The sequence below is a fragment of the Halomonas sp. YLB-10 genome, from assembly GCF_003856855.1.
Classification (GTDB): Bacteria; Pseudomonadota; Gammaproteobacteria; order Pseudomonadales; family Halomonadaceae; genus Halomonas; species Halomonas litopenaei.
On record NZ_RRCU01000008.1, the window covers coordinates 63,951 to 83,949 of the forward strand.

Below are 19,999 nucleotides of genomic sequence, written 5' to 3' on the forward strand. Positions count from 1 at the left end.
GGCGCATACTAACGTTGGCGCCGGGACTATCGAGAGTGTCCATGCCGGCGCTGGGCATGCCGCCCTTCATCCCGACCGCCTCAATAGGTGAAGTCCCAGCAGGGCGCACACTAACGTTGGGGCCGGGGCGATCGAGAGTGCCCAAGCCGGCGCCAGGCATGCCGCCCTTCACCCCGACCGCCTCAATAGGTGAAGTCCCAGCAGGGCGCACACGAGGGTGGGGGCCAGCACCGCCCAAGCCGGCGAAAAGCCGAATACCGTGGAGGCCGGTGCCAGCAGATCCTGGAGGTACTTGAACACCAGCCCGGTGATGACCCCGTAGAATACCCTCGTCCCGGCGGCCACGGTGCGCAGCGGGCCGAACACGAAGGACGCCGCTACCAATACCAGCGAGGCCATGGTCAGGGGCATCAGCATCTTCTGCCAGAAGTACAGAAGCGGCTGGGTGGCCTCCAGGCCCTGCTCGTCCAGATAGCTGGCGTAGGCCCACAGCTCGCTCGGCGCCTGGGTCTCCACGTCGCGCAGCAGACGCGACAGCTGAGTCGGCGACAGGCTGGTGTCCCAGCGCAGGCTAGCCACCTTGTCGACCTCGGTGCGGTCATCGGCAAAGCGGGTCGTCTCGACCTGCTGCAACTCCCAGAAGTCGCCCTGCCACACCGCACGCCTGGCAGTGGTTACCGAATCCAGCCGGTGGCCGTCGAATTCGTAGCGGGTCAGATCCAGCACGGTGTCGTCGGCGCGAATCGCACCAAAGCGATAGAAGTCGTCGCCCTCGCGCTGCCAGCCACCGCGTTCGGTGACCACCGCGCCCTCGCCCTGCATCTGCTGCACCTTCCAGGCGTGGGCGAACTGCTCGGTTCTGGGGCTGACGAACTCTGCCACCGTCAGCACGATCACCACCACCAGGATGATCGGCTTCATCACCCCCCAGACGATGCGCGCCAGCGACCGTCCCGCCGCCCGCATCACCGTCAGCTCGTTGTTGGAAGCCATGCTGCCGAGTCCAATCAGGGCGCCGATCAACACGCCTACCGGGGCATACTGATAAAAGCGCCAGGGCAGGCGCATGCACAGAAACAGGAAGACCTCGAAGGCACCATAGCCGCCTTCGATGTCTCCGAGGTCATCGATATAGGTGATGATCAGGTCCAGGCCCAGCAGCACCACCTGCACTACCAGAATGGCAGCGAGGACGTTGCGGGCGATGTAGCCGTCCAGGCGATCGAGAATCATCCGCTCATTCCCTTGCGTTGGGCATTGAAGGCCAGTCCCAGGCCGAGGATCAGGAAGCCTGCGTGGATCGGCCACATGCCGATGACCGCCGGCAGGCTGCCGCTGCCGATGGCGTCCATGGCCGCCAGCAGCAGACTCAGGTAGGCCACGTACAGAAAGATCGCCGGCAGCAGCTTGGCAAAGCGGCCCTGGCGTGGATTGACCCGGGACAGCGGCTGGGCCAGCAGGGTCAGCACGAACACCATCAAGGGGGCGCCGAGTCGCCACTGCAACTGGGCCCTGGCCTCGGGCGAAGTGTCATTCAGCAGGGTCGTGGTGGTGGCAAACTCCGCCGAGTCGGTCTCGACCGCCTCCACCGCCCGCGCCAGACGCACGGCGTAGGTACCGAACTCGAGCCGCTCGGCGTCGGCGCGACCGGCCTCTGCGCTATAGCGTTCACCGTCTTCCAGCACCAGATAGCGACTGCCGGTGTCCGGATCCACCGACTGGTAGCCTTGGGTCGCCCGGGTCACCACGCTCTCGGGCGAGCCATCACTGCGCTTCTGGCGTTCGCTGATGAACACCTCCTGCATGCGCTCGCCGTCCTCGGACACATCGCTTGCATAAGCGATACGCCCACTGCCGAACTCCTGAAAACGCCCTGGCGCCAGCGCCGAGAAGTCGAGCTTGCTGCGCTGTTCTTCCAGCACCAGTTCGTTGTGCAAGGCACCAGCGGGGGTCAGCCACAGGCTGAATATCCCGACCAGCAGCGCCACCAGGGCGGCGGGCACCAGGCTGACCGTCAGCAAGCGGTTGGGGCTGGTGCCGCAGGCCACCAGCACGGTGATCTCGCTGTTGAGGTAGAGCTGGCCATAGGCCAGCAGAATTCCGAGAAAGAACGCCAGCGGCAGGATCAGCTCGAGAAAGCCCGGCATGTGATAGAGCATCAGCGAGCCGAGGATGTTCGCCGGGATCTCGCCTTCGGCGGCGTTGGCAAAATAGCGGATAAACCGACTGCCCATGATCACCAGCAGCAGCACCCCGGCCACCGCCGACATGGTCAGCAGAATCTCGCGGGTGAGGTAACGGAATATGATCAATGCGCGCTCCTGCTCTCGGTCGTCCTCACCGGTCGTCCCTGATCCAGTATAGGTCCCTGATCGATGTCTCTACCCGATCGATCGCTGCGGCCACGGTGATCATGCAAACCCCGGGGGCCTTGGGTACACTGGATGGACTCGGCATCGTGCCGGCATTATCCAGAATCCCCCCACACTTGTCTTGTGGAGTCAGCATGGAATTCCCTGTAAAGACGGCCAACCCGGTCAAGATCGAGACCGCTTGCCTGGTCATCCCGGTGTTCAAGGACGGTGAACTTACTCCTGCCGCCGCCAAGCTCGACGACGCCAGCGAGCGTCTGATCGGACAGTTGATCGAGCGTGGCGATTTCAACGCCAAGCTCGGCAACGTCCAGCTGGTGCCCTTTGCGCCTGGGCTGTGCGCCGACCGCCTGCTGCTGGTCGGCTTCGGCGAGCGCGACAAGTGCCACGAAGGTGCCTTCTGCAAGGCCGTGGACGCCGCCTTCGCGAGCCTCGGTCAGCTGACCGTGGACGAAGTCTCGGTAGCCCTCACCGACGTGCCCGTCGAGGATCGCGACGCCGGCTGGAAGGCCCACAAGATCGCCGAGAGCGCGCTGCGCGCCAGCTACCGCTTCACCGACTTCAAGAAGGAGAGTGGCCCGGCTCCCAGCCTCAAGACGGTGTCGATCCTGCTCAGTGAGGGCGAAGACCAGAACGCGGCCAGCGAAGGCGCCCGCCAGGGTGCCGCCGTGGGCCAGGGCATCAACCTGGCCCGCCAGCTCGGCAACCTGCCGGGCAACGTCTGCACGCCGCGCTACCTCGCCAGCGAGGCCGAGCGCCTGGCCAGCGAATCCGATGGCGCCCTGACCACCGAGATCCTCGACGAGGCAGCCCTCGAGGAGCTCGGCGCGCACTCGCTGTTGTCGGTCGGTCATGGCAGCGACGAGCCGTCGCGACTGATCGTGATGCGCTATCAAGGCGCGGACGACGAAAACGAGTCGCCCCACGTGCTCGTCGGCAAGGGCATCACCTTCGACACCGGCGGCATCTCGCTCAAGCCCGGTGCCGGCATGGACGAGATGAAGTTCGACATGTGCGGCGCCGCCAGCGTGTTCGGCGCGGTAGCTTCGATCCTGGCAATCAAGCCGAAGATCAACCTGGTCGCCATCGTCGCCGCCGCCGAGAACATGCCCAGCGGTCGCGCGACCAAGCCTGGCGACATCATCAAGACGCTGAAGGGGCTGTCGGTGGAGGTGCTCAACACCGACGCCGAGGGCCGCCTGGTGCTGTGTGATGCCCTGACCTACGCCGAGCGCTTCGAGCCGGCCAGCGTCGTCGACATCGCCACCCTCACCGGTGCCGCCATCATTGCGCTTGGCCACCACGCCACCGGCCTGATGTCCAACGACGACGACCTGGCGCTGGACCTTCTCGACGCCGGCGAAACCGCCTGGGATCGCGCCTGGCATCTGCCGCTGTGGGACGAGTACCAGGAGCAGCTGGACTCCAACTTCGCCGACCTGGCCAACATCGGCGGGCGCCCGGCGGGCACCATCACCGCCGGCTGCTTCCTGTCGCGCTTCGCCACCGACTTCCCCTGGGCGCACCTGGACGTGGCCGGCACCGCCTGGAACAGCGGCAGCGCCAAGGGTGCCACAGGCCGCCCGGTGGGCCTGCTGACCCGCTACCTGCTCGACCGCGAGGCAGAGGTGGTCAACACCGACCAGGACTGACCCGGCAAGTCCGCCGTCCACACGGGTGCCGACAGACGTCGGCACCCGCCCCGGCGGGCTTCCCCGTCCTACAGGCTTTCCCGACCCACAGGCTTTCCCGAAAGGGCGAGCCTGTGTCATTCTGATTCCATCGGCAGGCACGATGCCTGCCCACCCCATCCCGGTCGAGCCCCCTGACTCGACCTCGATCCGCTGTCGCCGCAGAGCCCTTGCGGCGCGATACGATTCTGGAGAACGACCCGTGTCCATCCAAGGCTTCTCGCTCGAGCCCAACGCCAACGCCACCGACGCGAGCATCCGTAACACCATTCTCGAGAACCCGGGCTTCGGTCGTCACTTCACCGACCACATGGCCCACATCCGCTGGACCGAGGACGCCGGCTTCCACGGCCATCAGGTACGTCCCTACGGCCCGCTGTCACTGGACCCGGCCGCCTCGGTGCTGCACTACGCCCAGGAAATCTTCGAGGGCATGAAGGCCTACCGCCACGCCGACGGCAGCGTCTGGACCTTCCGCCCGGAAAAGAACGCCGCGCGCTTTCGCGCCAGCGCCCGTCGACTGGCCCTGCCGGAACTGTCCGACGAGGACTTCATCGGCGCGGTCAAGGCACTGGTCGCCCAGGACATCGACTGGGTGCCGACGCCGGCAAGCGCCGCCGAGGAATCCAGTCTCTACCTGCGCCCCTTCATGATCGCCTCCGAGGCCTTCCTTGGCGTGCGCCCGTCCAAGGAGGTGGACTTCTACGTCATCGCCTCGCCGGTGGCGGCCTACTTCAAGGGTGGGGTCAAGCCGGTATCGATCTGGCTGTCGTCGAACTACAACCGCGCCGCCCCCGGCGGCACCGGCTACGCCAAGTGCGGCGGCAACTACGCCGCCTCGCTGCTGGCCCAGAAGGAAGCCGCCGACCACGGCTGCGACCAGGTGGCCTTCCTCGACGCCGTGGAAAACACCTGGATCGAGGAACTCGGCGGCATGAACCTGTTCTTCGTCACCCGTGACGGCCGTCTGGTCACCCCGCGCCTGACCGGCACCATCCTCGAGGGGGTGACCCGGGATTCCATGCTCGAACTGGCCAAGGATGAAGGCCTGACCCCGGAAGAGCGCCCCATCAGCATCGACGAGTGGCGCGATGGCGTGGCCTCCGGCGAAATCACCGAAGTCTTTGCCTGCGGTACCGCCGCGGTCATCACCCCCATCGGGCGACTGGTCAGCGAGGACGGCGTGATCGAGCACCCCGAGGGCAACGAGGTGGCCAGCCGACTGCGCAAGCGTCTGCTCGACATCCAGTACGGCCGTGTCGAAGACACCCATGGCTGGCTGACCCGTCTTGCCTGATCCGGCTCCTTCCCTACCAAAAGGCCGCCCCCGGGCGGCCTTCGTTCAGCCATCAAGTCAGAGCGCATGACCAAGATCGACTTCTACATCCTGCCGGACACCACCCTCGAGGCCCGCCTCGCCTTCGCCTGTCGGCTGACCGAGACCATCGCCCGCAAGGGCTACCGGCTCTACCTGTACGCCGAAGACGAAGCCATGGCCCGGGAGCTCGACCAGCGTCTGTGGGACTTTCGTCCCGACGCCTTCGTCCCCCATGCGCTCGAGGCCGGGGGCGGGGCCGATGCAAGAGCGGCCGGCGCTACAGAATCAACCCAGCAAGAAGCAAGGCCGGTACCCGTCACCATCGGCTGGCAGGGGCCGCCGCAAAGCCTCGACCCGCCGCCCCAGGCGATGCTCAACCTGTCGCCGGAAATCCCCGAGTGGTTTTCTCGCTTCGAGCGGGTGGCCGAGATCATCAACCAGCACCAGGACGTGCTGACGGTCAAGCGCGAGTGCTGGAAGACCTACAAGCAGCGCGGCTACCCGGTCACACCGCACCACCTCAAGGGTCAGGGGTAGGCTCCTGTCACCAAATCCTCTGGACACTGCCGGTCATCCCGTCAGCCCCTGACGCCCCGCCTCGGATCAGGGTATAATCGAGCCCATTTTTCGCAGGCCTCACTCGCGCAACCGCTCTTCGGCGGGAAGCTTTCGAGCCCGAGCGCCGGCTGTCGAACTCCAAGCCCAGCGCCATGCGCGAGCCTCTGTCTCGTGCCTGGCATGCCCCGGGCTCCGCTAGCAAGAGTACCCCATGGACAAGACCTACCAACCCGAAAGCATCGAAGCCCGCTGGTACGAGCGCTGGGAAAACGACGGACGGTTCGCGCCCTCGGGCAAGGGCGACCCCTTCGCCATCATGATTCCGCCACCCAACGTCACCGGCAGCCTGCACATGGGTCACGCCTTCCAGGACACCATCATGGACACCCTGATCCGCTGGCGGCGGATGCAGGGTCGCAACACCCTGTGGCAGGTGGGCACCGACCACGCCGGCATCGCCACCCAGATGCTGGTGGAGCGCAAGGTCGCCGCCGAGGAAGGCAAGACGCGCCACGACCTGGGGCGCGAGGCCTTCATCGACAAGGTGTGGGAATGGAAGCATGAGTCCGGCGGCCATATCACCCGCCAGCTCCGTCGCATGGGCGCAAGCCTCGACTGGAGCCGCGAGCGCTTCACCATGGATGAGGGCTTCTACAAGGCGGTGCAGGAGGTCTTCGTCCGCCTGTATGAAGAGGATCTGGTGTATCGCGGCAAGCGCCTGGTCAACTGGGACCCGACGCTGAACACCGCCATCTCCGATCTCGAGGTCGAGAATCGCGACCAGCAGGGTCAGTTCTGGCACTTCCGCTATCCGCTGGCCGACGGTGTCACCACCGACGCCGGCCTCGACCATCTGGTGGTCGCCACCACCCGCCCCGAGACCCTGCTCGGCGACAGCGCCGTGGCGGTCAATCCCGACGACGAGCGCTACGCCTCGCTGGTCGGCAAGTTCGTCGAGCTGCCGCTGGTCGGCCGTCGCATCCCCATCGTCGCCGATGAGCACGCCGACATGGACAAGGGCTCGGGCTGCGTGAAGATCACCCCGGCCCACGACTTCAACGACTATGAAGTCGGCAAGCGCGCTGGTCTTCCGCTGATCAATGTCTTCTCGAAGACCGCCCATATCCTCGAAGCCGCCGAGGCCTTCGACATCCAGGGCCGTCCGCTGACCGACATCGACACTAGCCTGCCTGCGGCATACGCCGGCCTCGACCGCTTTGCCGCTCGCAAGGCCATCGTCGCCGACATGGAGGCCAAGGGCCTGCTCGAGAAGACCGAAACGGTCAACAACACCCTGCCCTACGGCGATCGTTCCGGTGACGTGATCGAGCCGCTGCTGACCGATCAATGGTTCGTGGCGGTGGAAACACTGGCCAAGCCGGCCATCGAGGCGGTGGAAAACGGCGACATCCAGTTCGTGCCCAAAAACTACGAGAACATGTACTTCTCGTGGATGCGTGATCTGCAGGACTGGTGCATCTCGCGCCAGCTGTGGTGGGGCCACCGTATCCCTGCCTGGTATGACCAGGAGGGCAACGTCTATGTGGCGCGCACCGAAGCCGAGGCCCGCGAAAAGCACGGCATCGCAGGCGACGTCGCCCTGACCCAGGACGAGGACGTACTCGACACCTGGTTCAGCTCCGGGCTGTGGACCTTCGGCACCCTCGGCTGGCCCGAGCAGACCGAAGAGCTCAAGACCTTCCATCCCAGCAGCGTGCTGGTGACCGGCTTTGACATCATCTTCTTCTGGGTCGCGCGGATGATCATGCTGACCCTCAAGTTCACCGACGAGGTGCCGTTCAAGACGGTCTACGTCCACGGCCTGGTGCGTGACGGCCAGGGCCAGAAGATGTCCAAGTCCAAGGGCAACGTACTCGACCCCATCGACCTGATCGACGGCATCGATCTGGAGGCGCTGGTCGACAAGCGCACCGGCAACATGATGCAGCCGCAGAAGGCCAAGGCCATCGCCAAGGCGACCCGTTCGGAGTTCCCCGACGGCATCGAGGCCCACGGCACCGACGCCCTGCGCTATACCTTCCTGTCCCAGGCCACCACCGGTCGCGACATCAAGTTCGACATGGGCCGGCTGGACGGCTACCGCAACTTCTGCAACAAGCTGTGGAACGCCTCTCGCTACGTCTTGATGAACGCCGAGAACGAGGACTGCGGCCGCGAAGGCGGCGAGGTCGAGCTGTCGCTGGCCGACCGCTGGATCGAGGCCCGCCTGCAGCAGACGGTGGATCAGGTCACCCGTGCGATGGAGGAGTTCCGCTTCGACCACGCCTCCCAGGCGCTTTACGACTTCGTCTGGAACGAGTACTGCGACTGGTATCTGGAGCTGTCCAAGCCGGTACTGTGGGACGAAGGCGCCAGCGAGGCCGCCAAGCGCGGCACCCGGCGCACCCTGGTGCGGGTGCTGGAAGCCATCCTGCGCCTGGCCCATCCGATGATGCCCTACATCTCCGAGGAGATCTGGCAGCGCGTGGCGCCGCTCGCCGGCACCCTGGAAGGCGACAACGACTCGCTGATGGCCAAGGCCTGGCCGCTGTCGGATGAGGCGTTGATCGACCAGGACGCGATCCGTGACATCGAATGGCTCAAGGGGGTGATCGTGGCGGTCCGCAATATCCGCGCCGAGATGAACATCGCCCCGGGCAAGCCGCTCGACGCCCTGCTGACCAAGGGCAGCGAGGCCGACCAGGCGCGCCTGAGCGCCAATCGCCTGTTCCTGTCCAAGCTGGCCAAGCTGTCGTCCATCGAGTGGCTCGATGACGCCAGCACGGCGCCGCTGTCCGCCACCCAGCTGGTCGGCGACATGGAAGTACTGGTGCCGATGGCGGACCTGATCGACAAGGACGCCGAGCTCGCCCGCCTGGGCAAGGAGATCGACAAGCAGGACAAGTTGATCGGCGGCGTCGAGAAGAAGCTCGCCAACGAAGGCTTCGTGGCCAAGGCCCCGGCCGCCGTCATCGACAAGGAGCGCGGCAAGCTCGAGGAGTACCAGGCCGCCCGCCGGGTGCTGGTCGAACAGCGCGACAAGATCGCGGCCCTGTAGTCGCAGCGCTCTAGTCGCAGCGCTCTAGTCGAGTCCCGGCCCAAGCCGGCACGACCGACGTCAGCACCACCCGAGCCGACCCCGCCACTGGCGGGGTCGGCTCTTTTTGGTCCGCCATGATCTCAAGTCAGGGTCTCAGCCTACCTTGAGTCCTTGCCTGGCACGCACGATGGCCGCCTCCACCGCCGCCAGGGCGCGTGGCGAATTCTTCCAGCAGCTGGTGTTGAGCATCGATGCCACCTGCTCGGCGATCTCCCGGGACTCGAACGTCGCCAGACGCTCGAAGGAGTCGATGCCAAGCTGCTCAAAACGGCTGACGACGGTCGGCCCTACCCCGTGAAGCGCAAGCAGCGCCACCCTTTCTTCGTTGCTGAAGGCCATCCAGCCCCCCCCTGTCGGAACGTCGCTATTGGTTCGTGCCTGCCCCTCGCCTCAGGCAACCGTCTGCGTCGCCTCAGCCTGATCGGGTACGACACAAAGATGACGGTATGACTACAAAATTCAGTTTCTTCTATTAAAGCTTTTTGCGGCACAGTGAAGCTGTCAGCACAGCCGCTCCTTCAGGCCAATCGCCGATTCGGCCGCAGATACGACAGCAGACCGAACAACGGCCATACCAACGCGTACAACAACAATAGACATTTACAACATGACGCACTCGGGCCTTTCCCCCCCTGGCGTTCCCTGGCACTGCCGGGCTCGCCGCCCTGCCACGCCTTCGCCGCCGAACACGGCGTGCCCTGCTGTACCTGGCCGAGCTGTGTGGCCGTGTCGACCTTCAACGTCGCTGGCTGAATGCCAACGACCTGCCGCTGGTCGACATCGACCCAAGGCGCATCGCGCGCTGCGTCACGCGCTCTGGCTTGAGCCGTGAGTTGATCAGTGAAGGCGACTGGGACATCAGCCATGTTGCACCACTTTGCCAGGCACGCCTGAACGAGACCGCTGCAGTCGAGGACATCTTCGCCCACGACAGGCACTTCCGCGAGACCGCCCAGTACGCCCAGATGCATCAAGCGGTGGCTCGCTATCGTTCCGGCGAGTGCACCGACCCGGCACAGCAAGGCGCCTACTGGTGTCGCAGCGAGGAGGATATCGCTCGCTACTTCGAGACGCTGTCTCGTGCCTACCACGGCATTCGCCGACACGGCTACAAGACCCAGCAAGAACTGGCTCGCCAACACCCCGACGACAGTCGCCACCCCGATGACGAAATGCAGGTATTGATTACCCGGGATGGCGAGGTCGTGCTCGGCTACGGCGGTTCACACCGCCTGGCCATCGTGCAATTGCTGGGACTAGCTTCCGTTCCGGTGCGCGTGGTGGCGATCCATCCCCGGTGGCTCGATCGCTTCCAACAGCGAAAGCACAGCCTGCGATCCTGCCTGCATCATGCAAGCCGCGCTGCAGCCGACATCTCGAGTACCGCGCTCAGGAGGGACAACCGGAGTCGCTGATCGCCCCGATGAACACTGGCCCGGTCAGCTAGCGTCGCGAAAACCGCCCAGCACCAGCGAGTTAGGGCCGAAGAACACCAGTCGGTCATGGTCGATCAGGTAGCGATAGGCGTTGTCGAGCATCTCGCGGACCTGCTGGGCCCCCTGGGGATTGGCACAGGCCATGCGGGTGGCGGTCAGTTCGCTGAAGTCGATACGCTGGCTGTCACCGAAGCTCACCGTGCCGGTGAAGCGATTGCAGCCGTCGCTACCGCTGACACTGCCATCGGAAGCCACCTCGAAGTACGGCTTCTGCGGCATCGACAGGCGATCGCTGGTGCCCACCAGCAACAGGTTCCAGCGCTTGCCGACCAGCGGGCTCGAGACGCTGCCCGGGGCCGCCGTGTCGCCCCCACCCACCGTGGGCCCAGGCTGGCTGGAGCAGGCACTGAGCGCCAGGGTGAAAAGAGCGAAAGCGGCGGTGCGGCGAAGTCGTGACGGAACCATGCTATCTTCCTTGCAGCTGAGTCATCTGGATAAAGCCTAATATGCCAGAATTGCCTGCGTGGTCCGACCGTTTCGGTGATTCTGGTGTTGCGACCGAAGGCACCATGCCGACGTCATCGCGATCATGCTGCGAAGCCACGGATAACTCGGCGCGACTGTTTTCTGCCCAACGCCAGAAGTGAAAGGCTCTCGAGTCAAAAAAGCCCCTAGTGAAAAGGAAGTCACCATGCTCAACGCCCTCGACAACGACGACCTGGGAAAGCTGATCCTGCGCCTGGCCCTTGGCGTGATGATCCTGCTGCACGGCGTCAGCAAGCTGATCAATCCCGGCAGCCTGTCCTGGATCGGTGAAACCCTGGCCTCCCATGGCCTGCCCACTGTGCTGGCCTATGGCGTCCTGCTGGGCGAAGTCGTCGCACCTGTCATGGCGATCCTCGGCTGGAACACTCGCATCGCCGGTCTGCTGATCGCCGGCAACATGGTGGTGGCCATCTATCTGGCGCATATGGGTGAGCTGTTCAGCCTGACCAGCAGCGGCGGCTGGGCGCTGGAGCTGCAGGGCATGTTCCTGTTCGGCGCCCTGGCGATGATGTTCCTGGGCAGCGGCCGCACCGCGATCAAGCCCGACTAGGGACCGTTCACCTCCTCTCGCGCCATGCCGGGCAGTTCCCGGCATGGCGTCGGCCGCAGCCCTCACCCAACTCCTGCACCGTTATCTCCTGCCTTGGCGCTGCGACCTCCTCAGCGCAAGTTGCACTCGACATGACCATTTCGACGAAAGTCGTACTTCTGCTTGATGTCCGTCATTCGGACGTCGCTTCGTCTATGCGTAAATGAGCACAACACCTTCGGATTCTCTCTGTGGAGAGGTGATCACTCGATCTTCCCCAAAGGAGCTCGCTTATGCTCGCATTCAAACCGCTCCCCGCCCTGGTCTCGGTGACCCTGGGGCTGGCGCTCTGGTTCGTAATCCCCGTACCTGACGGCGTCAATCCCGAGGCCTGGCACCTGCTGGCGATCTTCGTCGCCACCATCGCCGCCATCATCGGCAAGACCATGCGCATCGGCGCCCTGGCGATCATTGCCATCACCGTGGTCGCGCTGACCGGCGTCACCAACCCGGACAGTTCCAAGGGCGCGGTCTCCGACGCCCTCTCGGGCTTTTCCAACCCGCTGATCTGGCTGATCGGCCTGGCCATCATGATCTCCCGCGGGCTGTCGAAGACGGGTCTGGGCAACCGCATCGGCTACGCCTTTATCGCCGCCTTCGGCAAACGCACCCTCGGCATCGGCTACGCCCTGTCCCTGGCGGAGCTGACCATCGCCCCGATCACCCCCAGCAACACCGCCCGGGGTGGCGGCATCATGCACCCGATCATGCGCTCCATCGCCGACAGCTTCGGCTCCTCCCCCGAGTCCGGCACCAGCAAGAAGATCGGCGAGTACCTGGCGCTGGTGAACTATCACGCCAACCCCATCACCTCGGCCATGTTCATCACCGCAACGGCCCCCAACCCCCTTATCGTCGACCTGATCGCCAAGGCTACCGACTCCGCCATCTCGATCACCTGGACCCAGTGGGCGCTGGCCGCGCTATTGCCCGGCCTGGTCGCCATCGCCTTGATGCCGGCGGTGCTGTACGTGCTGTATCCGCCGGAGCTCAAGCGCACCCCGGACGCCACCTCCTTCGCCCGCGAGCAGCTCACCGCCATGGGCGCGCTCGGCCGCGCCGAAAAGATCATGATCGGCGTGTTCGGCCTGCTGTTGATCCTGTGGGCCGGTATCCCGGCGATGCTGTTCGGCCCCGAGTTCAAGGTAAACTCCACCGCGGTGGCGCTGCTGGGACTGTCCATCCTGCTGGTCACCAATGTGCTGACCTGGGATGACATCCTCGGCGAGAAGTCCGCCTGGGACACCATCGTGTGGTTCGCCGCTCTGGTAATGATGGCAAGCTTCCTGGGCAAGCTCGGACTGATCGGCTGGTTCTCCGGGGTCATCGAGGAGGGCATCAGCAGCTTCAATATGGGCTGGTTCGGCATGGCCCTGGCGCTGACCGGCGTCTACTTCTACGCGCACTACTTCTTCGCCAGCACCACCGCCCATATCACCGCCATGTACGCCGCCTTCCTGGCCGCCGGTATCGCCCTCGGCATCCCTACCCTGTACATCGCCCTGCTGCTGGCCGGCGCCTCCTCGCTGATGATGTCGCTGACCCACTACGCCACCGGCACCGCCCCGATCATCTTCGGCTCCGGCTATGTGGAACTCGGCACCTGGTGGAAGGCCGGACTGGTGATGAGCCTGGTCAACCTGACAGTGTGGGTCGGTGTCGGCAGCCTATGGTGGAAGGTGCTGGGGTACTGGTAAGACGCCCGGAAGGCGGGTCCGCTCTTGATCAGAGCAGGAGCCTGGTCAACCTGACCGTCTGGGTCGGTGTCGCAGACTCTCTACGGTGGAAGGTGCTGGGGTACTGGCAAGACGCCCGGAAGGCGGGTCCGCTCTTGATCAGGGCAGGAGCCTGGTCAACCTGACCGTCTGGGTCGGTGTCGCAGACTCTCTACGGTGGAAGGTGCTGGGGTACTGGCAAGACGCCCGGAAGGCGGGTCCGCTCTTGATCAGAGCAGGAGCCTGGTCAACCTGACCGTCTGGGTCGGTGTCGGTAGCCTATGGTGGAAGGTGCTGGGGTACTGGTAAGACGCCCGGAAGGCGGGTCCGCTCTTGATCAGGGCAGGAGCCTGGTCAACCTGACCGTCTGGGTCGGTGTCGCAGACTCTCTACGGTGGAAGGTGCTGGGGTACTGGTAAGCCCCGTAACACGACAGACTTCCAGGCCTCGTGATATTGGACCACGCGCCACCGCAATCGCGGTGGCGCTGTCATCTGCGGGTCTCGCCGGCTTGCCGGGTCACGGCCGGCGGCGCAGAATCGGACAGGACAGGACGTCATTTCGCTGCTTCCAAGAGGCCCCTCATGGATTTTCTATCTCCCGCGCTGTGGTGGCTGCTGGCCGGACTCGCGGCTCTGCTGGTCGAGCTGCTGACCGGTTCCTACGTGCTGCTGGCCCTGGCGGCGGCACTCGCCCTCACCGCCCTGGCCGCCTGGCTGGGCGCCACTTTCACCCTGCAACTGATCGTCCTGGCGCTCGCCTGTGCCGTGCTGGTGCCGCTGGCGATTCGACAGCTCAGACGACGCGGCCGAGGCGCGAAAAAAGGCTTCGGCGTGGCTGGCAGCGGTGGAGGCCGCGGTCAACGCTTCGTGCTGGTCAGCCGCGACTTCGATGACGCACCCTGCATCAAGCTCGACGGTGATCTCTACCGTGCCAGCCTGGCGGACGAAGCAGGGAGTGGTCCTGCCCTTCGTCCGGGTGACGAGGTAACGCTGGTCCGCTTCGAGGGCACCCAGGCGGTGGTCCGTCCCGCCGGCGAAGGTTCTTGATCCCGGTCATGCGCTCGTTCGGGCAGCGGCCGCCAGACGCTATCGCCACTCGCCCGCCCATTGCCTAAGCTGGCTTTCGGCGGCGGGATGCCGTCGGTCGCCCTGGGCGACACTCTCGATACCAAGGAGGTACCTGCATGTTGCCGTATGCCATAAACCCGGGGCTATTGATTGCCCTGGTGGTGGTCGTCATCGCCGTAATCATGGTGATCAAGGGACTGGTGATCGTTCAGGAGTCCGAGGTGATGGTGATCGAGCGCCTCGGCGCCTACCACCGCACGCTGCAGAAGGGCATCAACTTCATCGTTCCGTTCTTCGACAAGCCAAGACCAATCAAGATGGTGCGCTACCTGCGCAAGGGCCAGGAGTTCACCCCGGTGCTGAGTCAGGAGACCCGCATCGACCTGCGCGAGTCGGTCATGGACTTCCCGTCCCAGCCGGTGGTCACCACCGACAACGTGACGGTGCGCATCGACGGCGCCATCTACTTTCAGATCATCGATCCGGCCAACGCCGTCTACAAGATCGAGAACATGAGTCAGGCGGTGGAGGTACTGGCCAAGACGACGCTGCGCTCGGTGGTCGGCCAGATGGAGCTGGACAAGATCTTCGAGTCCCGCGCCGAGGTCAACGCCAAGATCAAGGAACAGATGGAGGAACCTGCCTCCAAGTGGGGGGTGGCGATCAATCGCATCGAGGTGCAGGACATCGAGATGCCGACGGAGGTCAAGGAGGCCATGCACCTGCAGATGTCCGCCGAACGTCGCCGTCGAGCCACCGTCACCGAGGCCGAGGGCGAAAAGGCCGCGGCCATCGCCAAGGCCCAGGGCCAGAAGGAGTCAGCGATCCTCAACGCCCAGGGCGACAAGGAATCCGCCATTCTGCGTGCCCAGGGCGAAAGTCGCTCCATCGAGCTGGTACTGGGTGCCATGGGCGAAGGCGAGAAGAGCACCAGGGCGGTCATCGGCTATCTGCTCGGCCAGTCCTATATCTCGATGCTGCCGGAGATGGCCAAGCAGGGAGAGCGTGTGTTCGTGCCCTACGAGAGCTCGGCCCTGCTCGGCGCCATGGGCGCCTTTCGCGATCTCAGCGCCGGTGACGAGGCGCTGGGCGACATTGCCCGCCGCGCAGCCGCCGCTGGCGGCCTGACGGGTGCTGCCAGCGCCCAGGGCTAGGCGCTGGTACCAGGGCGTGTAGCGACTGGTATAGCGGCTGGTATAGCGGCTCAGGCAACCACCCTACAGCCCTTGTGGCAGTCGCCCTGGTACAAGCTCAGCCACAACTGAAAACGCCCGAACCGTGAGGTTCGGGCGTTTTCGTCCTGCCAGCGGCTGGCGCAATCGATGGCGGTCAGGCCGCCATGTTATCACCCAGACGTTCGCGGATCTTCTTCATGGCGTTCTTCTCGAGCTGACGAATGCGCTCGGCGGACACACCATAGACATCGGCCAGTTCATGCAGGGTCGCCTTGTTTTCGGCGAGCCAGCGCTGGCTCAGGATATCCCGCGAGCGCTCGTCGAGCTCGGCCAGCGCGCCCTGGAGGCGGCGGGTGGCGTCCTGCTCCCAGTCGCTGTCCTCGAGCTGGGTCGCCGGGTCCTGGCTGGCGTCGTCCAGATAGTGAACCGGTGCCTGATAGGCCGAATCCTCGTCCTCGGACGGTGAAGCATCGAAGCCGGCATCATGGGAGGCCAGACGACCTTCCATCTCGCGCACCACCTCGGGCTTGACGTCCAGGTCCTTGGCGATGGCGTCGACCTCGTCGCTGTTCAACCAGGCCAGGCGCTTCTTGGCGCCGCGCAGGTTGAAGAACAGCTTGCGCTGGGCCTTGGTGGTGGCGATCTTAACGATGCGCCAGTTGCGCAGCACGAACTCGTGGATCTCGGCCTTGATCCAGTGCACCGCGAAAGACACCAGGCGTACGCCCTGGGTCGGGTCGAAACGCTTGACGGCCTTCATCAGGCCGACGTTGCCTTCCTGAATCAGGTCAGCCTGGGGAAGTCCATAGCCGGAATAGCTGCGTGCGATGTGCACGACAAAACGCAGATGGGACATGACCAGACGGCGGGCGGCTTCCAGATCGCCTTCCTGCTGAAGGCGATGGGCCAGGTCCTGCTCTTCATCCACCGTCAGCAGCGGAATGCGATTGACGGCCTGAATATAGCCGTTGAGGTCGTGCCCCGGTGAAAGATGACCCACCGGCAGAAGACTGTTGCTCATGTGCAGGTTGTCTCCTCGAAGACCAACAAGATTTCGGATGCACCTTGGAGGATAAAAATAGGAAGAAGTTCCCCTTTGGTCGTAGACATCCGACGAAACCGTACAAGAAACGGGTGATTACCTGTTGCCGCTAGCGTGGCTTGATGCCCGCCAAGTGGCGGCTGACGGCGATCCAGGCTCCCAACCAGCCCAATAGTGTACTACAAGTCAGCAATGTTGTAGAGCCGACAAGGCCCAGGGTCGGTAGCTGATAGTGCGCGCCGTAGCTGGCCGCCAGCGATGCCACCGGCGCCGCCAGCCAGTCGCTGCCCAGGGTCAGAAGCCCCCACGCCAGCAGTCCGCCGCCCAGGCCATACCAGGCGCCGCTGTACAGAAAGGGTCGGCGTACAAAGGCATGGGTGGCGCCGATCAGGGTCACCACCTCGATCTCCTTGCGCCGGTTCTCCACCGCCAGGCGGATGGTGTTGCCCACCACCAGCAGCACGCCCAGACCAAACAGCACCCCCAGCGCCAGGGTCAGGCGACGACCCAGCTCAGCCAGTTGCCGCAGACGCTCGATCCAGGCCAGGTCGAGGCGCACCTCGGCCACCCCGGACATCGCCGACAGGCGCTCGGACAGCGCCGCCATGGCCTCCGGAGACGGCGTCGTCGGCGAGATCACCACCGCGGCGGGCAGCGGATTCTCGTCGAGCCGCGCCAGGGCATCATCGAGCCCCAGGGATTGCTGGAATTCCGCCATGCCCTGCTCGGCGGTGATCAATTCGGTGGCGGCGACCTCCGACTGAGCCTCCAGCGCTTCCAGGATGCGACCGGTCTCGGACTCGCTCACCCCCTTGTCGAGGTAGGCCGTCAGGGTGGCGCTGGCGTCCAGCTCGGCGTCCACCAGCTTGGCGCTGTCCAGTGACAGCCACAGGGCGCTGGGCAGCACCAGGGCGATGGCGATGGCGAGCATGGTCAAGAGGCTACCCACCGGCTGGCGCACCAGCCGGCGCAGGCTGTCCACACACATGGCGCGATGGTGGCGCAGCCAGGCTTGCCACTGCCCCTGTGCGCGCACCGTCTGCTGACGCGCACCGCGAGGTGACGTCGAGGCCTCCTGGCGGCCGCCCGTACGTGCGGCGGCCGAGGCGCCCCTGGGCGTCGCCGCGCCCTTGCGCGAATGGCGAGCGCTCATGCGGCCTCCTCGTCGGCCACCAGGCGCCCCTCGCTCAGGCGCAGGGTGCGGTGACGCAGCCTGGCGATCAACGCCAGATCGTGACTGGCGATCATCACCGTGGTGCCGATGCGATGAAAGTCCTCGAACAGCCCCATGATATCGGCGGACAACTGAGGGTCGAGATTACCGGTAGGCTCATCGGCCAGCAGCAGGGCGGGCTTGTTGACCACCGCCCGGGCGATGCCCACGCGCTGCTGCTCGCCGCCGGAAAGTTCGATGGGAAGCGCCTTTTCGCGGTGCAGCAGGCCGACCTTGTCGAGTGCGGCGCGGACCCGCCGCGCGATATCCCGCGGCGCCAGGCCGCGGATCTCCAGCGGCAACGCCACATTGTGATAGATCGAGCGGTCGAACAGCAGCTGGTGGTCCTGGAAGACCACCCCGATCTGACGCCGGTAGAACGGCAACTGGCTGGGATGCAGCTTGTCGATATCGTGACCGGCGACCATCACCCGTCCGCGACTGGGTCGCTCCAGGCGCATGATCAGCCGAAGCAGCGAACTCTTGCCGGCACCGGAATGGCCGGTGAGAAACACCATCTCGCCCCGCGAGACGCGAAAATCGATATTGGAGAGCGCCTCGAAGCGCCCTCCATAGCGCTTGCCGACGTGCTCGAAGGCGATCATTCGTCGGCGTCACTCGGGCGACGATCGAACAGGGCGTCGACGAAGTCCTCGGCCTTGAACGGCCGCAGGTCATCCAGACTCTCACCCACCCCGATAAAGCGGATCGGCGTCTTCAGCTGCTTGGCCAGGGCGAAGATCACGCCCCCCTTGGCGGTACCGTCGAGCTTGGTCAGGGTGATCCCGCTGACCGGAACCGCCTCGTTGAAGGTGGCCGCCTGGGACAAGGCGTTCTGGCCGGTACCGGCGTCGAGCACCAGCATCACCTCGTGAGGCGCCTGCGCATCGAGCTTGCCCATCACCCGATGGACCTTCTTGAGCTCTTCCATCAGGTGACTCTTGTTGTGCAGGCGACCAGCGGTATCGGCGATCAAGACGTCGACGCCACGGGCACGGGCCGCCGCCACGGCGTCATAGATCACCGAGGCGCTGTCGGCGCCGGTGTGCTGAGCCACCACCGGCACGCTGTTGCGCTCGCCCCACACCTTGAGCTGCTCTACCGCAGCCGCGCGGAAGGTATCCCCCGCCGCCAGCATCACGCTCTTGCCCTCGCGCTGGAAGCGCTGGGTCAGCTTGCCGATGGTGGTGGTCTTGCCGACGCCGTTGACGCCCACCACCAGGATGACGAAGGGCCCACCGTCGGCGGTCTCGAGGCTCAGGGGCTGGCTGACCTCGCCGAGCATGGCGGCCAGCTCCTGCTGCAGCGCACGATACAGCGCCTCCGGGTCCTTCAGCTCCTTGCGCGAGACGCGATCGGTCAGCGCCTCGATGATTTCGCTGGTGGCCTCGATACCGACGTCGGCCATCAGCAGCTGGGTCTCGATGTCCTCGATCAGCTCGTCATCGATCTGCTTGGCACCCATGAACAGGTCGGCCAGGCCGTCGCTCAGGTTGGCCCGAGTCTTGCCAAGGCCCTCGCGCATGCGCGCAAACCAGCCCTTCTTCTCGCCACCCTTGCCACCCTGCACCGGCGCTCTGGGCTTTTCCTGCAGGGCCGGGCCGGTGGGACGGCTGGGCTCGATCACCTCGGCGTGCTCGCGCTGGCCGGTGCCAGCGTCGGGAGCTGGCGGACTTGCAGGCTCGGGCACCTCCGCCTCGGCCAACTTGTGCGCCGAGGCCGGCGATTCATCTTCGGCGGGCTCGCCAGCCGGCTGGGGGGCGGCAGGCGGCGCCTGGTCGGCTTGCGACTCGCCGGACTTCTGCTCGACGGGCTCTTGCTTGTCGGGCTCAGGTTCAACGGGCGCCTGCTCGGCAGGGGTGGACGGCTCGGCAGGCGCTGGCGCTGCCGGCTCGACAGGCTCCGGCACCACCGCCTCGGCGGTCTCGGTCGGCTCGGGGCCAGATTCCCGGCCCTGCTGGGGCGGCTCGGCATCCGACGGTGAGCCTTGCGACAGCTCGTCGCCGAGGGGCTGTTCAGCCTCCCTGTCAGCCGCGCCTTCCGCCTCATCTGCAGACGACTGATCGACGACTTCCTGGTCCTTGGCGGGTTCTTCGCCCGTGTGCTTCTTCTTGCGCTTGAAAATACCGAACATGGATGACCTGACGCCTCAGCCGGTGAACGAACCGCCACAT

Annotated in this window: 17 protein-coding genes; 9 read left to right on the top strand and 8 right to left on the bottom strand. The window is 65.2% G+C overall.

The window, feature by feature from the left end; all coding sequences use genetic code 11:
- Nucleotides 1–168: 168 nt before the first annotated feature.
- Both lptG and lptF read right to left on the bottom strand, forming a co-directional pair.
- Entirely contained in the window at nt 169–1,233 is a 1,065-nt protein-coding gene (lptG, locus tag EBB56_RS17370) for an LPS export ABC transporter permease LptG (protein WP_124804932.1), read from the bottom strand.
- Nucleotides 1,230–2,312, bottom strand: a complete 1,083-nt coding sequence (gene lptF / locus EBB56_RS17375) for an LPS export ABC transporter permease LptF (protein WP_124804933.1) — start codon at nt 2,310–2,312, stop codon at nt 1,230–1,232. The genes lptG and lptF overlap by 4 nt, the downstream gene beginning before the upstream one ends.
- 194 nt (nt 2,313–2,506) lie before the next feature.
- Here lptF and EBB56_RS17380 point away from each other — a divergent pair, with 194 nt between their 5' ends.
- From EBB56_RS17380 to EBB56_RS17395, 4 genes are all read left to right on the top strand, one after another.
- Nucleotides 2,507–4,024, top strand: coding sequence for a leucyl aminopeptidase (locus tag EBB56_RS17380; RefSeq protein WP_045994720.1), 1,518 nt, complete (start codon nt 2,507–2,509; stop codon nt 4,022–4,024).
- 241 nt (nt 4,025–4,265) lie between these two features.
- Nucleotides 4,266–5,360 (top strand): branched-chain amino acid aminotransferase, encoded by a 1,095-nt coding sequence (locus EBB56_RS17385; RefSeq protein ID WP_045994721.1) that lies wholly within the window; start codon nt 4,266–4,268, stop codon nt 5,358–5,360.
- A 66-nt stretch (nt 5,361–5,426) separates the two neighbouring features.
- Entirely contained in the window at nt 5,427–5,918 is a 492-nt protein-coding gene (locus EBB56_RS17390; protein WP_124804934.1) for a DNA polymerase III subunit chi, read from the top strand.
- A 232-nt stretch (nt 5,919–6,150) separates the two neighbouring features.
- Nucleotides 6,151–8,997, top strand: a complete 2,847-nt coding sequence (locus EBB56_RS17395; protein ID WP_124804935.1) for a valine--tRNA ligase — start codon at nt 6,151–6,153, stop codon at nt 8,995–8,997.
- Between the two features lie 135 nt (nt 8,998–9,132).
- On the opposite strand, the gene EBB56_RS17400 is transcribed toward EBB56_RS17395, so the two are convergent.
- Complete coding sequence (locus tag EBB56_RS17400; RefSeq protein ID WP_124804936.1) at nt 9,133–9,378, bottom strand: helix-hairpin-helix domain-containing protein; 246 nt, start codon at nt 9,376–9,378, stop codon at nt 9,133–9,135.
- A gap of 482 nt (nt 9,379–9,860) precedes the next feature.
- Here EBB56_RS17400 and EBB56_RS17405 point away from each other — a divergent pair, with 482 nt between their 5' ends.
- Nucleotides 9,861–10,454, top strand: coding sequence for a hypothetical protein (locus EBB56_RS17405; protein ID WP_124804937.1), 594 nt, complete (start codon nt 9,861–9,863; stop codon nt 10,452–10,454).
- A gap of 24 nt (nt 10,455–10,478) precedes the next feature.
- On the opposite strand, the gene EBB56_RS17410 is transcribed toward EBB56_RS17405, so the two are convergent.
- Entirely contained in the window at nt 10,479–10,940 is a 462-nt protein-coding gene (locus EBB56_RS17410; RefSeq protein ID WP_124804938.1) for an META domain-containing protein, read from the bottom strand.
- 226 nt (nt 10,941–11,166) lie between these two features.
- On the opposite strand from EBB56_RS17410, the gene EBB56_RS17415 reads away from it, so the two are divergent.
- The 4 genes from EBB56_RS17415 (at nt 11,167) to EBB56_RS17430 (ending at nt 15,549) form a co-directional block, all read left to right on the top strand.
- Nucleotides 11,167–11,571 carry a DoxX family protein gene (locus EBB56_RS17415; RefSeq protein ID WP_045991298.1) on the top strand — a complete coding sequence of 135 codons (405 nt, stop codon included), beginning with the start codon at nt 11,167–11,169 and terminating at the stop codon, nt 11,569–11,571.
- Between the two features lie 272 nt (nt 11,572–11,843).
- On the top strand, nt 11,844–13,307 hold the full coding sequence (locus EBB56_RS17420; protein WP_124804939.1) for a DASS family sodium-coupled anion symporter: 1,464 nt from the start codon (nt 11,844–11,846) through the stop codon (nt 13,305–13,307).
- Between the two features lie 602 nt (nt 13,308–13,909).
- Complete coding sequence (locus EBB56_RS17425; protein ID WP_108131216.1) at nt 13,910–14,374, top strand: NfeD family protein; 465 nt, start codon at nt 13,910–13,912, stop codon at nt 14,372–14,374.
- 137 nt (nt 14,375–14,511) lie between these two features.
- Nucleotides 14,512–15,549 (top strand): SPFH domain-containing protein, encoded by a 1,038-nt coding sequence (locus EBB56_RS17430; RefSeq protein ID WP_045991301.1) that lies wholly within the window; start codon nt 14,512–14,514, stop codon nt 15,547–15,549.
- A gap of 175 nt (nt 15,550–15,724) precedes the next feature.
- Here EBB56_RS17430 and rpoH read toward each other — a convergent pair whose 3' ends face one another.
- From rpoH to ftsY, 4 genes are all read right to left on the bottom strand, one after another.
- Nucleotides 15,725–16,591, bottom strand: coding sequence for an RNA polymerase sigma factor RpoH (gene rpoH / locus EBB56_RS17435; protein WP_124804940.1), 867 nt, complete (start codon nt 16,589–16,591; stop codon nt 15,725–15,727).
- Between the two features lie 130 nt (nt 16,592–16,721).
- Nucleotides 16,722–17,765 (bottom strand): permease-like cell division protein FtsX, encoded by a 1,044-nt coding sequence (gene ftsX / locus EBB56_RS17440; protein WP_045991303.1) that lies wholly within the window; start codon nt 17,763–17,765, stop codon nt 16,722–16,724.
- A complete protein-coding gene (gene ftsE, locus EBB56_RS17445; RefSeq protein WP_045991304.1) occupies nt 17,762–18,430 on the bottom strand; it encodes a cell division ATP-binding protein FtsE in 669 nt (222 codons plus the stop codon). Before ftsE ends, ftsX begins: the two co-directional genes overlap by 4 nt.
- The gene (gene ftsY / locus EBB56_RS17450) at nt 18,427–19,959 is read right to left on the bottom strand and encodes a signal recognition particle-docking protein FtsY (protein WP_124804941.1); all 1,533 of its coding nucleotides are present in this window, start codon (nt 19,957–19,959) and stop codon (nt 18,427–18,429) included. The genes ftsE and ftsY overlap by 4 nt, the downstream gene beginning before the upstream one ends.
- Between the last annotated feature and the right edge of the window lie 40 nt (nt 19,960–19,999).

Coding starts and splice junctions, on each gene's coding strand:
- lptG (WP_124804932.1), bottom strand. CDS start 1,233: ATGATTCTCGATCGCCTGGACGGCTACATCGCCCGCAACGTCCTCGCT.
- EBB56_RS17380 (WP_045994720.1), top strand. CDS start 2,507: ATGGAATTCCCTGTAAAGACGGCCAACCCGGTCAAGATCGAGACCGCT.
- EBB56_RS17390 (WP_124804934.1), top strand. CDS start 5,427: ATGACCAAGATCGACTTCTACATCCTGCCGGACACCACCCTCGAGGCC.
- EBB56_RS17395 (WP_124804935.1), top strand. CDS start 6,151: ATGGACAAGACCTACCAACCCGAAAGCATCGAAGCCCGCTGGTACGAG.
- EBB56_RS17400 (WP_124804936.1), bottom strand. CDS start 9,378: ATGGCCTTCAGCAACGAAGAAAGGGTGGCGCTGCTTGCGCTTCACGGG.
- EBB56_RS17410 (WP_124804938.1), bottom strand. CDS start 10,940: ATGGTTCCGTCACGACTTCGCCGCACCGCCGCTTTCGCTCTTTTCACC.
- EBB56_RS17415 (WP_045991298.1), top strand. CDS start 11,167: ATGCTCAACGCCCTCGACAACGACGACCTGGGAAAGCTGATCCTGCGC.
- EBB56_RS17420 (WP_124804939.1), top strand. CDS start 11,844: ATGCTCGCATTCAAACCGCTCCCCGCCCTGGTCTCGGTGACCCTGGGG.
- EBB56_RS17425 (WP_108131216.1), top strand. CDS start 13,910: ATGGATTTTCTATCTCCCGCGCTGTGGTGGCTGCTGGCCGGACTCGCG.
- EBB56_RS17430 (WP_045991301.1), top strand. CDS start 14,512: ATGTTGCCGTATGCCATAAACCCGGGGCTATTGATTGCCCTGGTGGTG.
- rpoH (WP_124804940.1), bottom strand. CDS start 16,591: ATGAGCAACAGTCTTCTGCCGGTGGGTCATCTTTCACCGGGGCACGAC.
- ftsX (WP_045991303.1), bottom strand. CDS start 17,765: ATGAGCGCTCGCCATTCGCGCAAGGGCGCGGCGACGCCCAGGGGCGCC.
- ftsE (WP_045991304.1), bottom strand. CDS start 18,430: ATGATCGCCTTCGAGCACGTCGGCAAGCGCTATGGAGGGCGCTTCGAG.
- ftsY (WP_124804941.1), bottom strand. CDS start 19,959: ATGTTCGGTATTTTCAAGCGCAAGAAGAAGCACACGGGCGAAGAACCC.